This is a genomic window from Streptomyces sp. NPDC006476 (genome assembly GCF_040612015.1).
Lineage (GTDB): Bacteria > Actinomycetota > Actinomycetes > Streptomycetales > Streptomycetaceae > Streptomyces > Streptomyces griseorubiginosus_B.
In genome coordinates this window covers 43,174-65,717 of record NZ_JBEXPK010000013.1, presented here as the reverse complement: position 1 = coordinate 65,717, position 22,544 = coordinate 43,174, and the positions used below count along the sequence as shown (strand labels likewise).

General features: G+C 71.6%; 19 protein-coding genes and 2 pseudogenes. 8 read left to right on the top strand and 13 right to left on the bottom strand.

Annotated features, from left to right (window positions below; translation table 11 throughout):
• Window positions 1–6 precede the first annotated feature (6 nt).
• The 4 genes from ABZZ74_RS16630 to ABZZ74_RS16615 all read right to left on the bottom strand — a co-directional run bounded on the left by ABZZ74_RS16630 (window position 7) and on the right by ABZZ74_RS16615 (window position 5,555).
• The gene (locus ABZZ74_RS16630) at window positions 7–1,368 is read right to left on the bottom strand and encodes an alpha-lytic protease prodomain-containing protein (protein ID WP_356765396.1); all 1,362 of its coding nucleotides are present in this window, start codon (window positions 1,366–1,368) and stop codon (window positions 7–9) included.
• Between the two features lie 187 nt (window positions 1,369–1,555).
• Window positions 1,556–3,334 (bottom strand): cation:proton antiporter, encoded by a 1,779-nt coding sequence (locus tag ABZZ74_RS16625; protein WP_356765394.1) that lies wholly within the window; start codon window positions 3,332–3,334, stop codon window positions 1,556–1,558.
• 138 nt (window positions 3,335–3,472) lie between these two features.
• Window positions 3,473–4,393: an aldose 1-epimerase family protein gene (locus ABZZ74_RS16620; protein ID WP_356765392.1), complete on the bottom strand. Its 921-nt coding sequence runs from the start codon at window positions 4,391–4,393 to the stop codon at window positions 3,473–3,475.
• A gap of 208 nt (window positions 4,394–4,601) precedes the next feature.
• Window positions 4,602–5,555, bottom strand: coding sequence for a DUF389 domain-containing protein (locus ABZZ74_RS16615; RefSeq protein WP_356765390.1), 954 nt, complete (start codon window positions 5,553–5,555; stop codon window positions 4,602–4,604).
• A 269-nt stretch (window positions 5,556–5,824) separates the two neighbouring features.
• Between ABZZ74_RS16615 and ABZZ74_RS16610 the strand changes: the two genes are divergently transcribed.
• The 4 genes from ABZZ74_RS16610 (at window position 5,825) to ABZZ74_RS16595 (ending at window position 10,908) form a co-directional block, all read left to right on the top strand.
• The gene (locus tag ABZZ74_RS16610; RefSeq protein ID WP_356765388.1) at window positions 5,825–7,645 is read left to right on the top strand and encodes a glycoside hydrolase family 15 protein; all 1,821 of its coding nucleotides are present in this window, start codon (window positions 5,825–5,827) and stop codon (window positions 7,643–7,645) included.
• Window positions 7,646–7,648: 3 nt separating this feature from the next.
• The gene (locus tag ABZZ74_RS16605) at window positions 7,649–8,593 is read left to right on the top strand and encodes a cyclase family protein (RefSeq protein WP_356765387.1); all 945 of its coding nucleotides are present in this window, start codon (window positions 7,649–7,651) and stop codon (window positions 8,591–8,593) included.
• A gap of 78 nt (window positions 8,594–8,671) precedes the next feature.
• The gene (locus tag ABZZ74_RS16600) at window positions 8,672–9,157 is read left to right on the top strand and encodes a gluconokinase (RefSeq protein ID WP_356765674.1); all 486 of its coding nucleotides are present in this window, start codon (window positions 8,672–8,674) and stop codon (window positions 9,155–9,157) included.
• Between the two features lie 170 nt (window positions 9,158–9,327).
• Window positions 9,328–10,908, top strand: a complete 1,581-nt coding sequence (locus ABZZ74_RS16595; RefSeq protein WP_356765385.1) for a GMC family oxidoreductase — start codon at window positions 9,328–9,330, stop codon at window positions 10,906–10,908.
• Between the two features lie 14 nt (window positions 10,909–10,922).
• Here the strand turns inward: ABZZ74_RS16595 and ABZZ74_RS16590 are convergent, their stop codons facing one another.
• From ABZZ74_RS16590 to ABZZ74_RS16575, 4 genes are all read right to left on the bottom strand, one after another.
• Complete coding sequence (locus ABZZ74_RS16590) at window positions 10,923–11,963, bottom strand: cytochrome d ubiquinol oxidase subunit II (RefSeq protein ID WP_356765383.1); 1,041 nt, start codon at window positions 11,961–11,963, stop codon at window positions 10,923–10,925.
• Window positions 11,963–13,447: a cytochrome ubiquinol oxidase subunit I gene (locus ABZZ74_RS16585; protein WP_356765381.1), complete on the bottom strand. Its 1,485-nt coding sequence runs from the start codon at window positions 13,445–13,447 to the stop codon at window positions 11,963–11,965. The genes ABZZ74_RS16590 and ABZZ74_RS16585 overlap by 1 nt, the downstream gene beginning before the upstream one ends.
• A gap of 92 nt (window positions 13,448–13,539) precedes the next feature.
• The gene (locus tag ABZZ74_RS16580) at window positions 13,540–14,880 is read right to left on the bottom strand and encodes an NAD(P)/FAD-dependent oxidoreductase (RefSeq protein ID WP_356765379.1); all 1,341 of its coding nucleotides are present in this window, start codon (window positions 14,878–14,880) and stop codon (window positions 13,540–13,542) included.
• A gap of 6 nt (window positions 14,881–14,886) precedes the next feature.
• Window positions 14,887–15,693 carry an SDR family oxidoreductase gene (locus tag ABZZ74_RS16575; RefSeq protein WP_356765672.1) on the bottom strand — a complete coding sequence of 269 codons (807 nt, stop codon included), beginning with the start codon at window positions 15,691–15,693 and terminating at the stop codon, window positions 14,887–14,889.
• A gap of 401 nt (window positions 15,694–16,094) precedes the next feature.
• Here ABZZ74_RS16575 and ABZZ74_RS16570 point away from each other — a divergent pair, with 401 nt between their 5' ends.
• The gene (locus ABZZ74_RS16570; protein ID WP_356765377.1) at window positions 16,095–16,355 is read left to right on the top strand and encodes a hypothetical protein; all 261 of its coding nucleotides are present in this window, start codon (window positions 16,095–16,097) and stop codon (window positions 16,353–16,355) included.
• 13 nt (window positions 16,356–16,368) lie between these two features.
• Here ABZZ74_RS16570 and ABZZ74_RS16565 read toward each other — a convergent pair whose 3' ends face one another.
• Genes ABZZ74_RS16565 through ABZZ74_RS16555 form a run of 3 tightly spaced genes read right to left on the bottom strand, consistent with a single transcriptional unit; the run spans window position 16,369 to window position 19,017 of the window.
• On the bottom strand, window positions 16,369–17,400 hold the full coding sequence (locus ABZZ74_RS16565; protein WP_356765375.1) for an NAD(P)/FAD-dependent oxidoreductase: 1,032 nt from the start codon (window positions 17,398–17,400) through the stop codon (window positions 16,369–16,371).
• Window positions 17,385–17,933, bottom strand: a complete 549-nt coding sequence (locus tag ABZZ74_RS16560) for an isoprenylcysteine carboxylmethyltransferase family protein (protein WP_356765373.1) — start codon at window positions 17,931–17,933, stop codon at window positions 17,385–17,387. Before ABZZ74_RS16560 ends, ABZZ74_RS16565 begins: the two co-directional genes overlap by 16 nt.
• A gap of 7 nt (window positions 17,934–17,940) precedes the next feature.
• Window positions 17,941–19,017, bottom strand: a complete 1,077-nt coding sequence (locus tag ABZZ74_RS16555; RefSeq protein ID WP_356765371.1) for a 3-oxoacyl-[acyl-carrier-protein] synthase III C-terminal domain-containing protein — start codon at window positions 19,015–19,017, stop codon at window positions 17,941–17,943.
• A 109-nt stretch (window positions 19,018–19,126) separates the two neighbouring features.
• Here ABZZ74_RS16555 and ABZZ74_RS16550 point away from each other — a divergent pair, with 109 nt between their 5' ends.
• Window positions 19,127–20,005, top strand: coding sequence for a UbiA family prenyltransferase (locus tag ABZZ74_RS16550; protein WP_356765369.1), 879 nt, complete (start codon window positions 19,127–19,129; stop codon window positions 20,003–20,005).
• Window positions 20,006–20,053: 48 nt separating this feature from the next.
• Here the strand turns inward: ABZZ74_RS16550 and ABZZ74_RS16545 are convergent, their stop codons facing one another.
• The gene (locus ABZZ74_RS16545; protein WP_356765367.1) at window positions 20,054–20,521 is read right to left on the bottom strand and encodes a hypothetical protein; all 468 of its coding nucleotides are present in this window, start codon (window positions 20,519–20,521) and stop codon (window positions 20,054–20,056) included.
• Window positions 20,522–20,867: 346 nt separating this feature from the next.
• Between ABZZ74_RS16545 and ABZZ74_RS16540 the strand changes: the two are divergent.
• Together ABZZ74_RS16540 and ABZZ74_RS16535 are read left to right on the top strand one after the other, a co-directional pair.
• Window positions 20,868–21,188 (top strand): annotated as a pseudogene (locus ABZZ74_RS16540) (short-chain dehydrogenase); the annotation flags it as partial.
• A 23-nt stretch (window positions 21,189–21,211) separates the two neighbouring features.
• Window positions 21,212–21,690: pseudogene (locus ABZZ74_RS16535) on the top strand (MSMEG_6728 family protein).
• A gap of 3 nt (window positions 21,691–21,693) precedes the next feature.
• Here ABZZ74_RS16535 and ABZZ74_RS16530 read toward each other — a convergent pair.
• Window positions 21,694–22,533: a SigB/SigF/SigG family RNA polymerase sigma factor gene (locus tag ABZZ74_RS16530; RefSeq protein WP_356765365.1), complete on the bottom strand. Its 840-nt coding sequence runs from the start codon at window positions 22,531–22,533 to the stop codon at window positions 21,694–21,696.
• Between the last annotated feature and the right edge of the window lie 11 nt (window positions 22,534–22,544).

Below are 22,544 nucleotides of genomic sequence, written 5' to 3'. Positions count from 1 at the left end.
CGGGTGTCACAGACGCTGCCAGAGGGCCGGCGTGGCGTCGGGGGCCCAGGCGCTCTGGGCCTGGTGGGTCTGCAGGCACCGGTAGCGGGCCTGTCCGTGCGTCACCGTGGTGCCCACCCGGTAGACGCGTCCCACGCTCCAGGCGTCCGTCGTCCCGGGGGTCTGCGCGGCGGCGGTCTGGCCGGTGGTCTTCAGGGTGAGACCGAAGTCGCTGAGCGTCGCGTTGATGGGCTGGAAGAAGGTGGTGCCGCCCCTCGTGCAGTCGCCGGAGCCGCCCGAGGTGGTGCCCTGCGCCTGCGCGCCGGAGATGTAGGGGCCGCCGGAGTCACCGGGCTCGGCGCACACGTCCGTCTGGGTCAGGCCGTTGACGGTGCCCTCGGCGTAGTTGACGGTCGCGTCCGTCTGCTGGATGGTGCCGCAGTGCCAGCCGCTGGTGGAACCGGAGCGGCACACGGACGCGCCGATCAGTGCCTCGGCCGAACCGGCGACCTGCACCGTCTGTCCGTTGTCCGCCTTGACGTCGGGGGTGGCGGTCCAGTTGGCGTTGACGCCCACCCAGGCCATGTCCTTGCCGGGGAAGGTGGAGGCTTGGAAGGTGCCCTGGTCGGTCTGGTCGAAGCCGGTGGTCTTCGCCCCGGGCTTGCCGCAGTGGCCGGCGGTGGCGAAGCCCTGCGTGGTGCCCTTGGTGACGGAGAATCCGATGGAGCAGCGGGCGGTGCCGTTGATGTAGTAGGCGTCCCCGCCGACGAGGTCCTTCAGCAGGCGCGGGCGGTCGGCCGTGACGCGAACGCGGATGCGGTCGGCCGTGACGCCGGCGGCCTTGATGAAGGCGGCCGCCGCCGAACGGCTTCTGGCCTCCACGACCACCCGGTTGGTACGGGCGTCCGTGTACCACACGGGGGTGTTGGCGGTGATCCGGTGGGCGGCCGCCTTGTCCAGCTTGCTCTGGGCCGTGCGCAGGTCGTTCAGGGTCCAGCGGACGAGGGCCGGCCTGGCGCCCTGGGCCCGGATGAGCGGGAAGTCGGCGCGGGAAGTGGTGGCGACGCTCAGCTGGGTGGAGGCCGCGCCCTTGACCCAGGCGCCGGCGAAGCGAGTGCCCAGGGCGTTGTGCAGGACGCCGGCCCGGGTTCCGGCCTCCGCCTCGTTGACCAGGCGGGCGGATGCCTGAGTCGGCGTCAGGCGCAGATCTCGCTCGAGCGCGCGCAGGACTTGGGCGGACGGCTTGTCGGCGCCGAGGGTCTGGGCGGCACTGGGGGCGGGGCCGGACGGCGGCTGGGCCGACGCGGCCGGGTGGAGCGCGGTCAGGACGAGTGTGCCGAGGGCTACCAGGGCGGCGTTGCGGGCGAGCGCACGGGGTCTGCCTGCCATGGGGGCGTACCTCCTACGGGGGCGCGGGTTCGGATGGCCCCAAAGGCCTAGCCCCCCATGGGGTGGGAGATGTCAACCGCGGCGCTTTTGCACAGTTCGGGGGACACACGAGAGGGCATGTGCAGTAGCGGCCCGGCGGGTGTCACTCGCCCGCCGGCTCTTTCCACGACGTGCCACGGCGGTGGGCCTACTTCGGTGGACCCTCGGTGCCCCCTCCGCCCGGGGTCAGCAGGACGACCGTGTCCCCCGGGCCGGGCCGTGGTCCGTGTGCTTCCGTGACCGGATCGAGGCGGCCGTCCGGCCGTACCAGGAACAGCATGTCGGAGCCGTGCGGCAGTGCGGCCCCGGCAGGCTGCGCCAGGACGGCAGCCCCCTGCTCGTACCGGCGGGAGAGAGCCGGCCAGGTCAGATCCGTGCCGAACAGGACCTCGCCTCCGATGAACGGCGCCACCACGCCTCGGCTGTCGGGCGGTGCGCCGAGGTGGTGGACCACCCCCTCCACGCTGCCGCGCAGAATCGCCGCCGCCAGCGCGTTGAAGTCGTCCTCGGCGGTGAGGAAGAACACCGCCGTGATGCCTTCGAGTTCGGGGTCCTGCCCCGTGACGGCGGCCAGCAGTTCACCGGGCGCGAGCTCGATCCCGGCCTGTCTGATGCGTGCGCGCTGCTGCTCCTGCCCCGCCCACATCAGCACTTCGAGCCCCGCCGACTTCAGGGCCGCTCCCAGGTCGACCACCCACGGGTCACCGCCCACCAGGAGCGGACGCGAGCGGGAGGGGCGCACGACGCGCAGCCGCCGGGCCACGGGTGAGGCGGTCAGACCGTAGAGCGTCACGGTCGCGACGATGACCACGAACGTGGCGGGGAGGATCTTGGACGCGCCACCGATCCCCTTGGCAACGAGGCCGGCGGTGAACGTCGACGCGGTGGCGGCCGCGACGATGCCTCGGGGCGCCATCCAGCCGATGAAGCCCCGCTCGCCGCGCGTCAGGTCGGTGCCGACGGTGGACACGGCCGCGACCAGCGGCCGCACGGCCAGCACCAGAAAGGCGGCGAGCCCGAGCGCGGGGAGCCCCACATGGTTCAGCGAGCGCGGGGTGACGGTGGCCGAGATGGAGATGAACAGCAGGCCGAGGATCAGGCTGACCAGGGTCTCGAAGAACGGTCGGCGGGCGGGGACGTCGATGCCTGGCAGGTTGGCGACGGCCAGGCCCATCATCACCGCGGCGATGAGTCCGGTGTCGTCGCGCAGGACGTCGCACAGCGCCGCCACCCCGATCACCGCGGCGAGCTGTGCGGTGGTGCCGAGGACCTCGCCCAGCCGCAGCACCCGGAACAGCACCCACAGCAGAGCCGCCCCGACGACGCCTCCGGCCATTCCGACACCGATGCTGACCAGGAACCCGGCGGCACCGTTGACGAACCGGTGCTTCGTGCTCGCCGAGACCGCGTGGAAGACCAGTGCCCCGAGAATGCCCCCGACCGGGTCGATGAGGGAGCCTTCCCAGACCAGGAGGTGCCTGAGCCGGTCCTTGGGCCGTACGAAGCTGAGAAGAGGCCCCACGACGGTCGGCCCCGAGACGACGAGGATCGCGCCGATCATGACGGCCGCGCGCCGGGACATGCCCAGCAACGGCGCGGAGATGAGCGCGGCGAGCAGCCAGGTGACCAGGACACCGATCCACAGCAGCCGGACGACGACGCGCCGGGTGTTCCCCTTCAGCCTCGCCAGGTCCAGGCCGAGGCCCGCGTCGTAGAGGATCACGGCGACGGCCAGCGACACCAGCGGTGAGAACGCCGGGCCCAGCAGCCGCTGGGGGTCGACGTCGTCGATCAAGGCGCCGGCGGCGAAGCCCACCGGCAGCAGGATGATGAGGGCCGGGATGCGCAGGCGGCTCGCGAGGATCTGCGATCCGACGGCGAGGACCAGGATCAGGCCCACTCCGATGAGCACCTGATTCGTCGTCACGGGGGCCTCTGCGTCGCGTGGTGATGGTTGGGGTGGATCCGCCTGCCCACGAGCCGCGGGCGGAGACCGGGGACGGGGTGGCCATGAGGCGGTGGGGGCGGTCCTGGCCGGTATGACCGCGGCACCGTGCGGGTGCCGTCATGTCCCCCAGGGTGTGATCCCCCAGCGGACGGTGTGCCGCTCCCCCGGACCGAGACCGACGAGAGACGTGCCGCTGCGGAAGGCGTCCGGCGGACAGCTCATCGGTTCGACGGCGATCGCGCGACGGCGCTCCCCCGGCGGAAGGGTGTCGCCGGTATAGAGCTGGACGTAGTCGGCGCCCTCGCCGAGCCACACGTCCGTGCCGGACGCACCGGACGGATGAGCCAGGCGGACCACGACCCGCCCCTCCGTGTCCCGGTCGAGGTCGCCGAACGGTGTGTCGAGTAGGCGCGCTCCGACCGGCTGGGGCGTACGCAGGTCGTACGGCGTCCCGGCGACCGGCTCGGTCGCCACCGGCAGGCCGCGCTCATCGGTGCGCAGCCACGTCCGTGCGGGGACGGTCAGCACCGCCTGGTCGACCACCGCGGTGCCCGCCGTGACGTAGGGATGCTGCCCGAAGCCGTAGGGTGCGGCGCTCGTACCGAGGTTGCGCGCGGTGACGGCGACGTCCAGCCCGCCGTCGCGCAGCGCGTACTCGGCGCGGACGCGCAGGTGGAACGGGTAGCCCGGCTGCGGCCACAGCGACACCTCCAGGACGGCCCGGCTGTCGCTCGCCTCCTCGACCTGCCACGAGGTCCACCGGAGCAGTCCGTGGATCGCGTTGGCGCCGGCCGGTTCGGTGAGCGGCAGCTGGTGGTCCTGTCCGTTCCAGCGGTACCGGCCGTCGCGGATCCGGTTGGGCCACGGCACCAGGATCTGGCCCCGCCCGCCGGTGATCCGGTCCTGTGCGGCGAATCCGTCGACGACGGCACGGTCACCGACGGAGTACGACCGCAGCGCCGCACCCAGCTCGACGACGACCGCGGTGTGCGCGCCGTGGCGCAGGGTCAGTTGGCGCCCAGTACTGCTCTCCTGCACGCCTGGCCTCCTCGGTCCGTCCGGCCGACGTCCTCGGACGTGGGCGTGATGGTGCCCTCTCGTTGCGGCCTCCTCGTCGCGAGCGTGCGGCCACCCTCCGGCGCGGTCAAGCGCGACACGTTCACGCCGGCAGAATCGCCAGGCACGTTCGCCCGGTGGGGTCACCGCACGGCTCGGCCGGGTGCCGTTCCCGCACGGGACGGAGGCCTCACCCGCCGCCGGAGCGCTCGCTGCGCCGGGTGATGTACCGCCAGACCGCCCGCTGGAATCGGAGCGTCAGCACGCCCACGAGGATCAGCAGCACGATGTTGAGCAGGAGCTGGACCAGGGATCCGCGCGCCTCGCTCCAGCTGGAGAACGCGCAGGAGACGCCGATGTCCGCGGCGGCGGGGATGGTGGTCACCGAGATGAAGACGCCGAGCAGCGCGCTCGTCCTGGCCTGGGTCAGGGACACGATCCCGACGATGCCGGCCAGCACCGCGACGACGACGGAGAAGCTGTTGGGGGCGTCGATCAGCGTGGAGACCGGCCTGAAACCCAGGTCGAACGCCTTGGATTCAAGGCCGAGGCCCCGGATCGCCGCCGAGAACAGGAAGGTCACCAGGACGGCCATCAGGAACCCCACGGTGAGGGCGAACAGGCCCTGCCGGATCCGGGTGCCGTTGCCGCGGTCGAGGCCCAGCGCGACGCTGGTAATGGCGCCGTACTCCGGTCCGACGACCATCGCCGCGACGATCAGGATCTGGGAGTTGGTGATGATGCCCACCGCCCCGATGACGCCTGCGATGACCAGGTAGACGTAGAAGCTCGGCAGGTAGGTGCCCTCGGCGCGAATGCGCGCTTCGACCTCCTCCCAGACGGGCGCGTGGGCGAGCGCCCCGAGTTGCTGCTGCTCCGCCTCGGCCGCGGTGCCGGAGAAGGCCATGTCGACCGGCTCGATGACGATGGATCCGCGGCGGTCGACCTCCAGCTCGCGCAGACCGCGCAGCACGGTGTTGGCCGCGCCCGCCAGAATGTCGCACTCGACCGCGTCGCCGTCGGGGTTGTGGGCCAGTCCGGGATGGACGACGAGGTTGAAGACATAGCGGTCATCGGTGAGCAGCCCGACCGCCCGAGGGGTGAGATCGACCGGACTCACCAATCGGACGTGAATCATCTCCATCCGCAGCCTCCGTCAGTCGGCCACGGCGGAACGGGTGCCGCAGTGTCCGCACGCCGCGCCGGGTCCGGCTGTGCCCGGCCGACCACAGTCAGTAACACCTGCCGGAGGGTGACCGGCAAGACGAAGGCAGGGCCTGCCGCGGTCGCCCGGCCTCACCTGTTCGGTGGCACGCGGGTGGACGGCCCTCGACCGCGTCGACATGGCAGGGACGGCAGGGGTGCCGGATAGTGGAGGGACGTAGGGGGATTCCCGACGCCGGGGAGCAGCAAATGGACCGCTACCCTCCCATCGCCGAACACGGTCTGGTGGGCGATCTGCAGACCGCGGCGCTCGTCTCGTCGCAGGGCGTCGTCGACTGGTTCGCGGCTCCCCGTTTCGACTCGCCCAGCATCTTCGCCTCGCTGCTCCACCACGACGGCGGCGGGTACATGCGGCTGGCCCCCGAGCATCCCGAGGCGACCTACAAGCAGCTTTACTACCCCGACACGGCCATTCTGGTGACCCGGTTCATGTCGCCGGACGGGGTGGGCGAGGTGGTCGACTTCATGCCCCCGGACCGGACCCGCACCGCCACCGACCGTCACACCCTGATCCGCGTGGTGCGTGCCGTGCGGGGGACGGTCGACTTCACGCTCGAGTGCCGGCCGCGCTTCGACTACGGCCGGGCCGAGCACGAACTCCGACTCGACGAGGACGGCGCCGTGTTCAGGGCGCCCGGGATCGACGGGCACCTGCGGTCCACCTTCCCGCTGGAACGGGACGGCGAGGACGTGCGCGGCAGGGTGACACTGCGCGCCGGTCAGTCCGGCGGCGTCGTGTTCACCGTCTGCGCGTCCGGCGGCGAGGCGCCGGCACCTCCCACGGTCGAGGGGCTGACCGGGCAGTTCGAGGAGGTCAGCCTGTTCTGGCAGCACTGGCTGCGCCAGTCCCGCTACCGCGGACGGTGGCCCGAGCTCGTGCACCGTTCGGTCATCACGCTCAAACTCCTCACCTACGCCCCCACCGGCGCCCTGATCGCGGCGGCCACGATGGGACTGCCCGAACAGGTGGGCGGAGAGCGCAACTGGGACTACCGGTTCACCTGGGTCCGCGACGGCGCTCTGTCGGTGCGGGCCATGCTGGACCTCGGCTTCGTCGAGGAGGCCACCGCCTTCGTCCACTGGCTGATGGAGAGACTGCGTGAGCGCGAGGGCAAGGAGGAGGAGGCCCTCCAGACGATGTACCGGATCGACGGCAACCCCGAGCTGCCGGAGGAGACACTCGAGCACTTCGAGGGCTACCGCGGTTCCTCCCCGGTCCGCGTCGGCAACGGCGCCGCCGACCAGCTCCAGCTGGACATCTACGGCGAGGCCCTCTACGCGGTGTCCCAGGGCCGCGAGATCGCCCAGCAGGCCAGCTTCGAGGGATGGCAGACGCTAGCCAGGACGCTGGACTGGCTGGCCGACAACTGGGACCGGCCGGACGAGGGCATCTGGGAGACCCGTGGCGGCCGCCAGGACTTCACCTACAGCCGGGTGATGTCGTGGGTCGCCTTCGACCACGGGCTGCGCCTGGCCGACCACTTCCGCCGCCCCGCCGACGTGGAGCGGTGGCGCAAGGCGAGGGACGCCGTGTTCGACCAGGTCATGGAACGCGGCTGGAGCGAGAAGGAGCGCGCCTTCGTCCAGCACTACGACGGCGACGTCCTGGACGCATCGCTGCTGGTCATGCCCATGGTCGGGTTCACCGCTCCCCGGACCGCGGCCTGGCTGTCCACCCTGGACGCGATGGACCGCAAGCTCGTCTCCGACAGCCTCGTCTACCGCTACGACCCGGCGTCATCACCGGACGGTCTGCGCGGCTCCGAGGGCACGTTCAGTCTGTGTACCTTCCTCTACGTCGACGCACTGGCCCGGGCGGGGCGGGTGTCCCAGGCCCGCTACACCTTCGAGAAGATGCAGACCTACGCCAACCACGTCGGTCTGTTCGCCGAGGAGGTCGGTCCGAGCGGGGAGCAACTGGGCAACTTCCCCCAGGCGTTCACCCACCTCTCCCTGATCATGGCCGCCATCACGCTCGACGAGGCGCTCGACGCGGAACACGGACGCTGACGCATGGTCACCCATGCCCGTACGCCAGGACCGCCGCGGCTGACCGAGGCCGAATTCGACGTGCTCTACCGGCGCTTGGCCGAGCGCTCCGCCTGGGCCAAGGGTGATCGGGGCGCCCTGAGCGCGCTCACTCCCGCCCGGGTGCTGGCCGCCAGCCGGGACGTGCGCAGCGGCCGGACGGTCACGCTCGCCGCGCCGGTGGAGACGCGGTCCGGTCCCGACAATCCGGAGCCGGCGAGGCACCGGATGAGCGGGCGGCCGGAGCAACGCCCCTCGAGCGGGCTCGACTTCGCGATGGACAGCTTCGCGATGAACGTGCACGGCGACGCCGACAGCCACATCGACGCCCTCTGCCACGTGATCTACGACGGCACCCTGCACGGCGGAGTCAGCGCGAACAGCGTCACGGCGGACGGGGCCACGGCGCTGTCCGTCGAGGCGGCGCGCAACGGGATCGTCGGACGCGGCGTGCTGTTGGACATCCCGCGGCTGCGGGGCGTGCCGTGGCTCGAACCCGGTGATCACGTGAGTGTCGACGACCTCACCGCCGCCGAGGCCGCCCAGCACGTCCACGTGGGCGAGGGCGACCTCCTCTTCGTCAGGGTCGGCCACCGGCGACGCCGTGGGGAGCTGGGCGCCTGGCACGCGGCGGACGCGCGCGCGGGGCTGCATCCGTCCGCGCTGGAGTTCCTGGCGGACCGGCGGGTCGCCGTGCTCGGCGGCGACGGCAACAACGACACCGCCCCGAGTTCCACCGAGGGCGTCGGCTTTCCCGTGCATGTGCTGGCGATCCACGCCATGGGCCTTCACCTGCTGGACTACCTGCAGTTCGAGGACCTGGCACCGGTCTGCGAGGCGGAGGGACGCTGGTCGTTCCTCTGCGTGATCGCCCCGCTGAGGCTGCCGGACGCCACCGGCTCACCGGTCAACCCGATCGCCGTCCTCTGAGACCGGGACCCGGATCCGATCCGGGGGAAGGGGAGCGTTGTGCGAACGGCTGACAGGGCGCCCGCGGTCGTCGTGGTCATGGGTGTCTCGGGGTCGGGGAAGTCCACCGTGGGGCGGCTGCTCGCGCAGCGACTGATGGTGCCTTTTCTGGAGGGGGACGACGTCCACTCCGCCGCGAACCGCGCGAAGATGGCATCGGGGCACCCACTGGACGACGAGGATCGCCGGCCCTGGCTGCGGTCCCTCGCGGCCTGGATCCGCGAGGCGGTCGGCAACGGGCGGGGCGGGGTGGTGGCGTGCTCCGCCCTCAAGCACGAGTACCGGGATGCGTTCCGCGGGGCGGACCCGGACGTGTGGTTCTTGTGTCTGACTCTCGACCGGGCCACCGCCGACCGGCGGGTCGCCGCCCGAGCCGGCCATTTCATGCCCGCCCGGCTGGTGGACTCCCAGTACGCCGCCCTGGAGCCGTTGCGGCCGGACGAGCCCGGCCTGACCGTCGACGCGACGGCCGACCCCCGGGCGATCGTCGACGAAGTGGTCCTAGCTCTGCGGGAGAGCCGCTGACCGCACCCATGCCCGACTGCGCCGGGTCGCCGCCACCCGGCCCACCCGATAACTTGGGAAATGGCGCTGAATGTTCCGATTGCCCGAGTGTCCGTGCGGAACAGCGCCGCCCAGAGACCCGGACAGGCGCTACGGCAGGACAGCCGGCGACTCCAAAGACGGGACCTCTCATGGCAGACGATCAGCACTACGACGTCATCGTCATCGGTACGGGAGCGGGCGGCGGAACGCTCGCCCACCGGCTGGCCCCCACCGGCAAACGGGTCCTGATCCTGGAACGCGGCGGCTACCTGCCGCGGGAGCGCGACAACTGGGACTCCACGGCCGTCTTCGTCAAGGGCAAGTACCGGGCCCCCGAGTTCTGGTACGACAAACACGGCAAGGAGTTCCCCCCGGAGGTCAACTACTACGTCGGGGGCAACACCAAGTTCTACGGCGCCGCGCTCTTCCGGCTGCGGCCCGAGGACTTCGGCGAACTGCGCCACCACGACGGCATCTCCCCGGCCTGGCCGATCCGCTACGAGGACCTGGAGCCGTACTACACCCAGGCCGAACACCTCTACCTGGTGCACGGCCGGCACGGCGAGGACCCCACCGCAGGTCCCACCAGCGCCCAGTACCTCCACCCGCCCGTCGAGCACGAGGCACGCATCCAGCAGCTCAGCGACGATCTGGGGAAGGTCGGCCTGCATCCCTTCCACCTGCCCATCGGCGTGAACCTGACCCAGGACGAGCACGGCCGGGCCACCCACGACAGCGTCTGCATACGCTGCGACCGGGTCGACGGCTTCCCCTGTCTGATGGGCGCCAAGTCCGACGCACAGGTGATCTGCGTCGACCCCGCGCTCACGTACGACAACGTCACGATGGTGACCGACGCGAACGTGCGGCGCCTCGAGACCGACCCGACCGGACGCACCGTCACCAGGGTCGTCGCCGAACTCAGTAACGGAGTGCCCCAGACGTTCGGCGCCGACATCGTGGTGGTCGCCGCCGGCGCCGTCAACTCAGCCGTCCTACTGCTGCGTTCGACCAACGACAAGCACCCCGGCGGCCTCGCCAACAGCTCGGATGTGGTGGGACGCCACTACATGCGCCACAACAACCTGGCTCTGATGGCGGTGTCGAAGGAACCGAACCCCACCCGGTTCCAGAAGACCCTGGCGCTGAACGACTGGTATCTCGGCGCCGACGACTGGGAGTATCCGCTCGGCGGCATCCAGATGCTCGGCAAGTCGGACGCCGACCAGATCCACGGCGAGGCGCCGCGGTGGGCCGGCACCGTCATGCCCGACATGCCCTTCGAGGTACTGGCGCACCACGCCGTCGACTTCTGGCTGTGCGGGGAGGACCTCCCCCTGCCCGAGAGCCGGGTCACCCTCGACGAGGACGACGGCATCCACCTGGCACTCGACGAGAAGAACAACATCGCCGGGCTCAAGCGCCTCCAGCACAAACTGCGGGGCATGCTCGGGCACCTGGGCATGCACGAGCACCACCTGCTCGATCACAGCATCTACCTGCACAAGGGCATGCCGATCGGCGCCACCGCGCACCAGGCCGGCACCGTGCGGTTCGGTACCGACCCGCGCAGTTCGGCCCTCGACGTCAACTGCAAGGCGCACGACCTCGACAACCTCTACGTCGTGGACACCAGCTTCTTCCCGAGCATCGGCGCGGTGAACCCGTCCCTGACCGCCATCGCCAACGCCCTGCGAGTGGGCGACCACATCGCCGCCCGGCTGGCCTGACGGGAGCCGCGCGCCTACACGTTGTCCCCCGCCGCTCCGACGGCCCCGGTGTCGGCGTCGGTGAGCTCTTCCAGCTCGCCCATGGTGTCGAGCCGGTAGACCAGCACCAGCGCGGGGCCGACTAGCACGATCGCGATGCCCGTGACGATCACCAGCCAGCGCAGGGTGTGCGAGGCGCCGGCCGCCTCGGTCACCGTCAGCGAGGTGGGCAGCAGGTAGGGGCGCTGCGCGAAGCCCCAGGCGCCGACGGTCAGGGCGACGCAGGCCACCGAGGTGTAGCGGGACCAGCCGAAGGACCGGCGCCACAGCAGCAACACCGTGGCCAGCCCGCAGACCGCGGCCAGCGCGATCAGGAGCAGGCCCAGGCCGCCGGTGAGACCGTCCCAGACATACCGGGCGTCGTTGTGGGTGACGGGCAGACCGATGAGGGCGAGGACGACGACCGCGGCGAAGGCGGACATCGCTCGCAGGCGGAAGTAGCCGACGAGGTCGTCGGCGCCGAACCGGAGGGCGTCGGAGCAGAGGAACACCGCTCCGAGGAACGCGGTGGCGGCGACGGCCAGCAGTCCGGCGAGGACGGAGGTCGGATTGGCCCAGGCGTCCGCGGAGGCGGACGTGCCGACCTTGACCCGCCCGGAGGCGATGCCGCCGAGCACCGCCCCCAGGAAGAACGGGGTGACCAGCGACGAGATGGCGAACATCGCCCCGTAGACCCGCTGCCGGGCCAGGCGGCGGGTCGGCTTGCGCAGCGCGAACCCGGCACCTCGGAGCACCAGGCCCACGGCGGCGAGGGCGAGCGGCAGCCACATCGCGGAGAAGACGGCCTGGAACATCGTCGGGAAGCCCGTCCACATGATGACCAGGGTGAAGATCAACCAGACGTTGTTGACCTCCCAGACCGGTGCCATGGCGTGGTCGATGAGCCAGCGGGGCCGCTTGCCGCGCTCGGCGCCGCCTGCCAGCAGGTCCCAGAAGCCCGCGCCGTAGTCGGTGCCCCCGGCGCACGCGTAGGCGGCGATCACGACCACCAGCACCCACGCGATGAACTCGGCCATCACGACGCACCGCCAGAGGTGTGGCCGGACCCGCCCTCGGACGCGGTCCCGGCGGTCGCGTGCTCCGGCTCGCTTCTCGGACCGTACGGGGTGTCGCTCTCCGGCGGCAGGTCGGCGCGCGCGGCCGAGCCCTCGTCGGCGACGCGCCAGCGCGTGCGCATTGTAAGGACAACCGCGAGGAACGATCCGAAGACGGCGACGTACACGGCCATGACGATGCCGAGCATCGCCCACAGCGATCCGGCGCCGGTGCCGGTCACCGCCTCCGAGACCCTCATGTGGTTGTAGACGATCCAGGGCTGCCGGCCGACCTCCGTGGTGATCCACCCACACTCCACGGTCACCAGGCAGGCGGCTCCGGCGAGCGCGGCGCAGCGGTAGAACCAGCGGCTGTGCGGGTTGTCCCGGTGTCTCCACCAGGACCAGGCGTACCAGAGCGCGAGCAGGATCAGCACGCTGCCGATGGTGACCATGATGTCGAAGGCCCAGTGCGCGATCGTGGCCTGGACGGCGGTGGGGCGGTCGGAGGCCGGCACCGAGGTCAGCCCGGTCACCTGGGTGCTGGGCTTGAAGCCGGCGAGGATCGAGTCCAGCTGGGGGATCTTCAGTCCGCCGGAGATCGTCCCGTCACTGTTCAGCCGTCCGAACATGTACTCCGGTACGTGGGTGTCGGTCTTCCAGACAATCTCCGTGGCGGCGAACTTGACGGGCTGCTTGTGGAAGACCGCGCGGGCGGCGGAGTCGCCGAGCATGAACTGGACCGGCGTGAGGATCGCGGCGACCGTGAACGGCACGGTGAATCCGAGCCGGTGGTAGCGGTCACGGCGCCCGCGCAGCCAGCCGACCGCGTACACGCCGGCGACGACGTAGCCGGCGGTCAGGAGCATCGCGACCACGAAGTGCCAGTACTCCGGGCCGAACATCGGGGAGAAGACGGCCTGTCGCACGTCGACGTCGGTCGGCTTGCCCCGGGAGTCGAGGCTGAACCCCTGCGGGGTGTTCATCCAGGAGTTGGCCGCGATGATGCCGAACGCTCCCATCAGGGCGGCCAGCGGCAGCGGTACGGCGAGCCAGAAGTGGGTCCAGGGCTTGAGCCGGCGCCATCCGTACAGGTAGACGGCGATGAGGACGGCCTCGAGGAAGAACGCCCAGGCCTCGACGCCGAACCCGAGGCCGAAGACGTCGCCCCAGCGGCCCATCATGCCGGGCCACAGCAGACCGAACTCGAAGGACAGCACGGTGCCGGTGATGATGCCGATGGCGAACTGGACCGCCATCACCGCCGACCAGCGCCGCGCGAGCTGGAGGGCGACTGCGTCGTTGCGGCGCAGTCCCCGGTGGTGCATCAGCAGCGTGATGAAGGGCAGTGCCACCCCAAACGGGACCAACAGGATGTGCGAGGCGAGGGTGAAGGCCATCAGTTCGCGAGCCGGCAGCAGCTGGGCCGGGGCGTTGTTCGCCAGGAGGACGGCGGTACGGAGCATGTGCGCCTCGATGGTCTGCCCCGCGGGGCGGGGCTGAGGAGGGACAGGATGCGGAGGAACGCCCGCGGAGGACCGGTCGGGGTGGCCCGTCCTCAGGGAGGCGGCGGGGGCGCCTTCGGCCCGGACGCCCGGGCGCCCGAAGCGTCCCTGTCGGGCAGGGCGAAGGCGCGTTCGCGGCGCGAGCTGGTGGCGAAGGCGACGGACCAGCTGAGCACCGCGCCCAGCCTGCTGCGGAAGCCGGTGAGGAAGGCCAGGTGGATGAAGAGCCAGACCAGCCAGCCGGTGAGGCCCGACAGATGCACCGGGCCGGCCTTGACGACGGCCCGGCCCCGGGCGATGTAGGCGGCGCTGCCGAGATCCACGTACTTGAAGGGCTTGGGCTGCCTGGTCCTGCCCTCGACGGCGTGGCGCACCCTCCGGCCGGCGTAGGCGCCCGTCTGCATGGCGACCTCGGCCAGGCCGGGCAGTCTGTTCAGGCTCATCACGTCGCCGGTGACGCGGATCTCCGGGTGTCCGGGGAGGGTGAGGTCGGGTTCGACGAGGAGGCGTCCGGCCCGGTCCTGTTTGGCGCCGGTCGCCCGGGCCAGCGCGGCGGCGATCGGCGGGGCCTCGACGCCCGCCGTCCACAGCACCGTGCGAGCGTCGAACCGGGTCGTCCCGCCGTCGTGATCCCGCACCGTCAGGCCGTCCGCGTCGATGTCGGTGACCCTCGTGCCCGTGTGGACCTCGACGCCGAGGCTCTTGAGGGTCCTGGCCGCACGGTGAGCCAGCTGAGGGCCGAACGCACCCAGCACCGCGTCGGACCCCTCGAAGAGCAGCACCCGGGCGTCGGCGGACTCGATCCTCTGGAACTCCCGGTCGAGCGTGTGTCCGGCGATCTCCCGGATCTGTCCGGCGAGTTCGACACCGGTGGGGCCGCCGCCGACGAGCGCGAAGGTGAGCCACTGCTGCCGTTCCCGGTCGTCCGCCGCCGTCTCGGCCATCTCGAACGCCCGGTAGATCCGTCGGCGGATGTCCAGCGCGTCGTTCAGAGTCTTCATGCCGGGGGCGTGTCCGGCGAACTCGTCGTGCCCGAAATAGGACTGGCGCATGCCCACGGCGACGATCAGATCGTCGTAGGGCAGCTGAAGCATTCCGCCCCCCGGGCGACGGGCGTGCACCAGCCGGGCACCGGCGTCCACGTCGGTGGCCTCGGCGAGCACGCACCTCACGTTGTGGTGGCGCCGGAGGACCCCGCGGAGCGGTTGCGCGATCTGGCCCTCCGACAGGATCCCGGAGGCGCACTGGTAGAGCAGCGGCTGGAAGAGGTGGTGGGCCCGGCGGTCGACCAGGGTCACGGCCACCGGTGACTTCCGCAGGGCACGGGCGGCGAACAGCCCGGCGAACCCCCCGCCGAGGATCACCACCCGGCGGGGCGTGACATGATCCCGCATTGAAGATCAGCCCCCGGTGGCGAAGCCGGGGAAGAGCGTCATTCCGCCGTCGACGTAGAGAGTGGTGCCGACGACGTAGTCGAGCAGGTCGGACGCCATGGCGACGACGGCGTTGGCGATGTCCTCGGGGTCGCCCACGCGGCGGTAGGGGATGAGGCGCAACAGACCGGCCTCGGCCTCGGGGGTGGACCAGGCGTCGCGGTTGATCGGTGTGCGGATGGCACCCGGCGCGACCGCGTTGACCCGGATCCGATGGGGGGCCAGCTCCTGGGCGAGGGTCTGCATCAGCATGCCGACACCGCCCTTGGAGGATGCGTAGTTCACGTGCCCCGACCACGGGACGATCTGGTGCACCGAGCTCATGCAGATGATCTTCCCGGCCGAGCGGGAGACCTCCTCCACCACGCCGCGCCGCACGAACTCCTTGGCGGACTCCCGCGCGCACAGGAACTGACCAGTCAGGTTGACGTCGATGACCTTCTGCCACTGGGCGAGCGTCATCTCCGTGACGGCCGAGTCCCGCTGGAGGCCCGCGTTGGCCACCATGATGTCGATGGTGCCGAACTCCTCGACCATCCGCGCGACCATGGCCTTCACCTGGTCCTCGTCTGACACGTCGGCCTCGTGGGCGTAGGCACGGACTCCGAAGCCCTCGATCTCCTTCACTACGTCCTCGGCCTCGTGCGCACCGACGACGTAGTTCACCACGACGTCCGCTCCCGCCCGGCCCAGGGCGACGGCGGTCGCCAGACCGATGCCCGAGTTGGCGCCGGTCACCAGCGCCTTCTGGCCCTTGAGGAGCTGCATGGGCATCGGCCCGCGGCTCTCGACTTTCGCTGCCACCACGATCTCTCCTTCGGCGCTTCGGACGGCACACGCGCCGAGAACGCGCGACGCGCATGACAAAGACCGGGAGTGGTCCGGGCTCGCCAGGACAGACCCGGAGCCGTCGTGTGCCCGGTCTCCAGACGAAAGCACCCTGTGTCGCCGACGGGACTGACCGGCACGCCGCGGAGTCGTCTTATGCCGGGCTTTCCACACGGCCGGACTACGAGCCGCCCCGCCCGGCCCCGCCGCAACCGCGCAGCCACTCGGCGAAAAGTCCTAAAATATGCAGCAAGTGCATGAGATGGAAGATGATGGGCGGACAGCACATGACTGCATCAACGGTCGCCACACAGCAGTCCGGCCCCGTTCGGTCCGGAGCTCCTGCCGTGGACGCGGAAATTAAGAGTCCCCATGCGGCAGCCGACGCGGCCGTCGCACGCAACGCCGTGGTGCTCGACGTGTTCGGAAGGCGGCTCGAACTGCCCCCGCCCGAGCACCTCGCCTTTGTCGCCGGGCTCGGCGTACTCGCCGCACTGGAGATCATCGAATGGCCGGTTGCGGTTGCCATCACGGTCGGACACAAGCTCGCGCACAGCCACCACGGCCGCCTGCTGCGCGAATTCGGGGACGCTCTGGAAGAGGCCTGAAAAACCGAGCGCCTCACGCCAGGCCGTTGACCAGCCCTGCGAACAACGAGGGCAGGCGCGCGGCGGTGGGCACGATCAGGTGGGTGAGCCGGGGGCGAGCGCGCAGGCGTACCAGGGCGTCGGTGAGCAGTCGGTGGCGGCGTGAGGCACGGCGCCAGGCGTGCTCGTAGGCGCCGGGACGGTCGGCTCGGACGCAGCGGACGAGCTGGGCGGCACCGGCCAGGGCGAGGGAGATGCCTTCGCCGGTCAGCGCGTCGATGTATCCGGCGGCATCGCCCACCAGGAGGACCCGGCCGGCCACCCGGACACGGACCCGTTGCCGCAGCGGTCCAGCGCCCCGGACGGCTGTGCAGGCGCGCACGGGCAGACGGGCGGCCAGGGACGGGAAGCCGGCGAGCTGCACGTCGAACGGTGCCCGTCGGCCGGTCAGGATCGCCACGCCGAGCAGCTGCGGCCCCAGCGGGGTGACATAGGCCTCGGCTCGCGCGGACCAGTGGACCTCGACATGGTCGGTCCAGGGCGGGACGGTGAAGTGTCCGCGCAGCCCGTAGCGGGGCGGGCGCGGATCGGGCAGGTCCAGGCCGAGGTGTCGGCGGACGGGCGAGTGCAGGCCGTCGGCGGCGACGAGATACCGGGCCGTCAGACCGGCCGCACTGACACTGCGGGCGTCCTGCCGGACCATCCTCGCGTCGACCTTGACCGGGTGCACCGGGACACCCAGCTCCGCCGCTCGCCGGGCCAGCGCCGCGTGCAGGTCGGTACGCCGCACACCCATGCCGGGTCCGTGGCGGAATCGAGCCTCGGCCCGTGTCCGGACGTCGTCGACGGCGTCGACGTAGCGGATTCCGCGCAGCGGTTGCCCGGGCGGGGCGATGCCCAGTTCGGCGAGGGCCCGCACCGCGCCCGGCATCAGTCCTTCACCGCAGGCCTTGTCGACCGGCGTCGGCCGGGGCTCGGCCACGGCCACGTCGAGGCCGGCGCGGGCGGCGTGGATCGCCGTGGCGAGTCCGGCGGGCCCGCCGCCGACGATCAGCAGGTCGAGCATGGCGGGGTCGCGGGGGCCGGAGGCGGGGCGGACCGGGCCAGGGCCGCGTTCTCGCAGCGGAGCCGGACGCACAGGAGGGGCAGGTTGAGCAGGGTGAAACCGGTCGCGGTCAGCCATGCTCCGTGGACCAGCGGCAGGGCGAGTCCCTCCACGACCACGGCGACGTAGTTGGGGTGGCGCAGCAACCGGTAGGGGCCGGCGCTGACCAGCGGCAGGCCGGGCACGACGATGACCCGGGTGTTCCAGCGCGGCCCCAGGGTGCTGATGCACCACCAGCGCAGCGCCTGCGCCCCAAGTGCGAGGGCCAGCATCGGCCAGCCGAGCAGCGGCTGGAAGGGCCGCGGGGCGAGCTGGGTCTCGGCGAGACAGCCGGCCAGCAGTCCGGTGTGCAGGGCGACCATCGCCGGGTAGTGGCCGTCGCCGTACGCCACGCCGCCGCGTGCGCGGCTCCAGGAGGCGTTGCGGCGCGCGACGACGAGTTCGCCGACGCGCTCGGCGGCCACGAGCAGGATCAGCAGGGTGTAGCCGGTCATCCGTCACCTACCAGCGCAGGAGGACGAGTTCGGAGCTGAAGCCCGGTCCGAGCGCCAGCAGCAGGCCGGGGCTACCGGCCGGGGGCGGGCGCAGGGCCAGGGTGTCGCGCAGGATGTGCAGCACGGAGGCGGAGGAGAGGTTCCCGACCCCGGCGAGGGAGCGCCAGGTCAGCTCCAGCGAGTCGGGGCCCAGACCGAGTGTCTCCCGCAGCGCCTCCAGCACCTTGGGGCCGCCGGGGTGACAGACCCAGCCGGTGATGTCGTCCGGCTTGAGGCCGTGTGCGGCCAGGAAGGAGCGCACCTCTTCGCCCAGATGGAGCCGGACCAGGTCCGGCAGTTCGGCGCCGAGCACGATCGCGAAGCCCCTGTCGCCGATGTCCCAGCCCAGGGCGTCCTCGGTACCCGGGTACAGGCGGCTGCGCGTGGCCACCACCCGCGGTCCGGCGTACTCCCCAAGGCGGGGATGGTCCCGGCCGACAGCGACCAGGGCGGCGGCACCGTCGCCGAAGAGCGCACCGGCCACCGTGTTCTGCACGGAGGTGTCACCGCGCTGCAGGGTGAGGGAGCACAGCTCCACCGAGAGCAGCACCGCGACCTGGTCCGGGTGGCCCTGCAGATAGTCGTGGACCCTGGCCAGCCCGGCGGCTCCGGCCACGCAGCCCAGGCCGAAGACCGGCACGCGCTTCACGTCCGGGCGCAGCCCCAGGCGGCCGGCCAGCCGGGCCTCCAGTGACGGGGCCGCGATCCCGGTGACCGAGGTCGCGAAGACGAGGTCCACCTCGTGCGGGAGGAGCCCGGCCTGGTCCAGGGCGGCGCGCAGCGTCTCGTGGCCGAGCCGCAGGCCCTCCGCGATGAACAGGTCGTTGGTCTGGCCGAAGCCGTCCAGCAGGGCGTACCGCTCCAGCGGCAGGACGAGGTGGCGGGTACGGACACAGGCCGTGGCGTGCAGCCGGTCCAGAACGCCGCGGTCCCGCTCGGGGTCAGCGGCTGCGGGAAGGCGCATCGCTGCGAGGGCGTCGGTGATCTCGCGCTGGTCGTAGCGGTGAGGCGGCAGCACTCCGTGGACGGCGGCGATACGCGTCATTCGAGAAGAATAGGGATCTACACCGCGAATGCTCACAAGGCGCACATCATCGGCATTTCGCGAGTGTGGCAACGGTAGGGGCAGGCCGACCGCGCCTAGCATGCGGGGTGTGCACAGCGTCGAAACCCCGGCAACCCCGGCCGGCGCAAAGGCCCGCCGCCGCGCAGCCGGGCGTGCGATCGGCCTCCTGAGGGCTGCGCACCCCGCTCCCTCGGCGGCCGTGACGGCGGTGGTCACGGCGTTGGCCACCGCGTCCGGACGGGGTGGCGCCGGCTCGGCGCTGACCGCGGCGGCGGTGCTCACCGGGCAGTTGTCGGTGGGCTGGAGCAACGACCTGATCGACGCCGACCGGGACGTGGCGGCCACCCGCCACGACAAGCCCCTGGCGACCGGAGCGACCTCCGCTCGGGTGGTGACGATCGCGGCGGGCTGCGCCCTCGCGGCCTGTGTGCCGCTCTCCCTCACGAACGGGTGGCAGGCAGGCGGCGCACACCTGATCGGCGTGGCCGCGGCCTGGGGCTACAACCTCGGCCTCAAGAGCACCGTCTGGTCATGGCTGCCGTATGCGGTCGCCTTCGGGCTGCTGCCCGCGTTCGTCACCCTCGCCCTGCCGGGTGGCCCCTGGCCGCACTGGTGGGCGTCGGCGGGTGCGGCGCTGCTGGGGGTGGGAGCCCACGCGGCGAACGTCCTGCCGGACATCGACGACGACCTCGCCGTGAACATCCGCGGCCTGCCCCAACGCGTGGGCCTGCGCGGCGCGCGGAAGCTGGCGGCGTCGGCGCTGGCGGCGGGCTCGGCCGTGCTGGTCGTGGGCCCGGCGGGTCCCGTCGGCGTCCCCGAACGAGCCGGGCTCGCCGCGACCTGCGCCCTCTCCCTGACCGTGGCCCTGTGGCCGGCCGGGCGAAGCCGGACGCCCTTCCTCCTGTGCCTGGGCCTGGCCGCCTTCGACGTCGCCCTCCTCCTCCTGCGCGGCGCGAGTCTCGCGTGACGACGCATCACCTCGATCGTGCGCCGATGAGCGCCGGGCCTGCCCGCCTCACCCAGAACGCCTGCGCAGGCGGTGGGCCAGGAGCAGCCCCGCGGCGGCGGTGAGCGTCGCTGCCGCCTCGGCGACAGCGGACGCGGTCTTCTCCGCATACCAGGCGGGTTCGTACATGCTGGGCAGCGGCCCGAGGGCGCCGACGTCGACGTACCGGTAGAGCAGCACCGCCGCGAGGCCGGCCGCGGCCACCAGCAGCGCGAAGGCCCACACGAGGGGCCGCGTACCGACAACGAGCACCAGCAGGGCCGCCAGTGCCGCGGCGCCGGCCCCGATGCGGAACAGATCCCCCTGGCTGATCGTCTTGGTGACCGGATCGTAGGTCGCGGCGAGGTCGGCGTGCACGTAGGCGTCCACCGCCAGACCGGCGGCGGTGAGCAGGCGAAGCACCCACAGACAGACGCTCAGGGTGAGTACCCGCCGTGCCTGGGACGGTACGCGGGGTTCGGATACGACGGCGTTCATGAGCTCCTCCTCGGTCCGCCACCTCCTCACAAGGTACGTATCAGGACACTTCTCTGTTCATCCATATTCTTGGCGCTTTGTGCTGATCTTGCTCACCGCGGCCGGAGCTCGACGAGAAGTCGGCCAGAGCTGGTGACGACGTCCATACGAGCGATGTCGCACGCTCCGAGGGAGGACGATCCCGGGACACTGATCGCGGTCGCGTAGCCGGACGCCCAGCTGGCCGCCGTCTCGGTGTGGCCGTCGCGGGCTCGTACCACCAGTCCGCAGACAACCGAGGGCAGTCCTGACACACGAAGGCGGATCGCCGTACCCGTCGCGGCCGGGGCGAGCGCGGCGGATCCGGGGCATCGCCTACCTCAACTGGTTGGACACCGACATGGTGCGGCACGCCGACGAGTACGCCGTGCTGCGTGAACTGCGGGCTCACATGCCGCCGCCGGCCCGCCGCGTCCTCGCCGCGGAGACGGTGGCCGACCGGCTCGTCCGCGCCGTGGAGCGGCGGCGCACCGCCGTGTACGCACCAGGCTGGCTGCGCGCGGCGCTGCCACCCCTCGTGCTGCGCCTGGCCCGGCGAGAGCTGCGCGGCGGGCGGCAGTCCTGGCAGCACACCCGCCCGCTCGGCGCCGGGAGCCGAGCGGATCAGGCGGTGCGATCGGCCCCGTGACCGGCGAACGACGGAAGACGACCATGCAGACCTTCCTCCCCGACCCGGCCTTCAGGACGACGGCCCAGCTCCTGGACCGCCGCCGCCTGGGCAAACAACGCGTCGAGGCGCTTCTGGTGCTGCGCGGCTGACCGTGCCGGGCTACGGCTGGCGTCGGCACCCGGCGGTGCGGATGTGGGCCGGGTACGAGGAGGCTCTCGTCCGCTACGGGCTGGAGATCTGCCGAGTCTGGCGCGAACAGGGGCACCAGGACAGCTGCGCCGCCTCGCTCGTCGCCGGTTTCGCGGCACACCGCCCGGGACATGCCGTGCGTGAGCAGGGGCAGCTGGCCGCCGAGCGGGAACTGCCGCCCTGGCTGGGCGACGAGCAGTTCCACCGCAGTCACCGCTCGGCGCTCGGCCGCAAGGACCCCGCCGTCTACGGCGAGCTGTTTCTCGGCGTGCCCGACGATCTGCCCTCTGTGTGGCCGACCTCGGACCGCCGGGACGCGCGGGCCTCCTGAGGCTCAGCTCGTGGTGAGCAGGGCCGCGCGCAGCCGGGCCAGAAGACGGTTGAGCAGGCGGGAGACATGCATCTGCGAGATGCCCAGCCGCTTGCCGATCTCGGCCTGGGTGCACTCCTCCACGAAGCGCATGTGCAGGATCAGCCGCTCCCGCTCGTCGAGTTCGGCGATCAGGGGCGCCAGGGAGTGGAAGTCCTCCACCAGCTCCAGAGCGGCGTCCTCGGTGCCGATGAAGTCCGCGAGCACGCCCTCGCCGTCCTCACTGGTGGAGACGGCGGCGTCGAGCGAGGAGGAGTTGTAGCCGTTGGAGGCGACGCGGGCCTCGATGACCTCCTCCTCCGACAGGCTCATCAGCTGCGACAGCTCCGCCACCGTGGGCGTGCGGCCCAGGCGGCTGCTGAGCTCCTCGGTGGCGTGGGCCAGCTGGACCCGGGCCTCCTGCAGTCGGCGGGGCACGTGGACGGCCCAGGAGGTGTCGCGGAAGAACCGCTTGATCTCGCCGACGATGTAGGGAATGGAGAAGGAGGTGAACTCCACCTCGCGCGAGACCTCGAACCGGTCGATCGCCTTGATCAGGCCGATCACGCCGACCTGGACGATGTCCTCCATCTCCGCCGGGCCGCGGCTGCGGAACCGGGCGGCGGCGTAGCGCACCAGCGAGATGTTCATCTCGATCAGCGTGTTGCGCGCGTACTGGTACTCCTGGGTGCCCTCTTCCAGCTCCGCCAGCCGGGCCAGGAAGTGCCGGGTCAGCTCGCGGGCGTCGCGAGGGGTGACGTTGATGGGGTCGGCTACCTCCGACAGCTGGTCCGTCCCGGATTCGGTCGTCAACGCCGCCGTCATGATGGATGCCT

What these genes read in the sequence shown, in the direction of transcription:
- ABZZ74_RS16600 (WP_356765674.1), top strand. Translation starts at nt 8,672, where the DNA reads ATGGGTGTCTCGGGGTCGGGGAAGTCCACCGTGGGGCGGCTGCTCGCG.
- ABZZ74_RS16530 (WP_356765365.1), bottom strand. Translation starts at nt 22,533, where the DNA reads ATGACGGCGGCGTTGACGACCGAATCCGGGACGGACCAGCTGTCGGAG.
- ABZZ74_RS16575 (WP_356765672.1), bottom strand. Translation starts at nt 15,693, where the DNA reads ATGCCCATGCAGCTCCTCAAGGGCCAGAAGGCGCTGGTGACCGGCGCC.
- ABZZ74_RS16555 (WP_356765371.1), bottom strand. Translation starts at nt 19,017, where the DNA reads ATGACGCGTATCGCCGCCGTCCACGGAGTGCTGCCGCCTCACCGCTAC.
- ABZZ74_RS16630 (WP_356765396.1), bottom strand. Translation starts at nt 1,368, where the DNA reads ATGGCAGGCAGACCCCGTGCGCTCGCCCGCAACGCCGCCCTGGTAGCC.
- ABZZ74_RS16565 (WP_356765375.1), bottom strand. Translation starts at nt 17,400, where the DNA reads ATGCTCGACCTGCTGATCGTCGGCGGCGGGCCCGCCGGACTCGCCACG.
- ABZZ74_RS16585 (WP_356765381.1), bottom strand. Translation starts at nt 13,447, where the DNA reads ATGCTCCGTACCGCCGTCCTCCTGGCGAACAACGCCCCGGCCCAGCTG.
- ABZZ74_RS16595 (WP_356765385.1), top strand. Translation starts at nt 9,328, where the DNA reads ATGGCAGACGATCAGCACTACGACGTCATCGTCATCGGTACGGGAGCG.
- ABZZ74_RS16545 (WP_356765367.1), bottom strand. Translation starts at nt 20,521, where the DNA reads ATGAACGCCGTCGTATCCGAACCCCGCGTACCGTCCCAGGCACGGCGG.
- ABZZ74_RS16580 (WP_356765379.1), bottom strand. Translation starts at nt 14,880, where the DNA reads ATGCGGGATCATGTCACGCCCCGCCGGGTGGTGATCCTCGGCGGGGGG.
- ABZZ74_RS16615 (WP_356765390.1), bottom strand. Translation starts at nt 5,555, where the DNA reads ATGGAGATGATTCACGTCCGATTGGTGAGTCCGGTCGATCTCACCCCT.
- ABZZ74_RS16610 (WP_356765388.1), top strand. Translation starts at nt 5,825, where the DNA reads ATGGACCGCTACCCTCCCATCGCCGAACACGGTCTGGTGGGCGATCTG.
- ABZZ74_RS16560 (WP_356765373.1), bottom strand. Translation starts at nt 17,933, where the DNA reads ATGACCGGCTACACCCTGCTGATCCTGCTCGTGGCCGCCGAGCGCGTC.
- ABZZ74_RS16590 (WP_356765383.1), bottom strand. Translation starts at nt 11,963, where the DNA reads ATGGCCGAGTTCATCGCGTGGGTGCTGGTGGTCGTGATCGCCGCCTAC.
- ABZZ74_RS16605 (WP_356765387.1), top strand. Translation starts at nt 7,649, where the DNA reads ATGGTCACCCATGCCCGTACGCCAGGACCGCCGCGGCTGACCGAGGCC.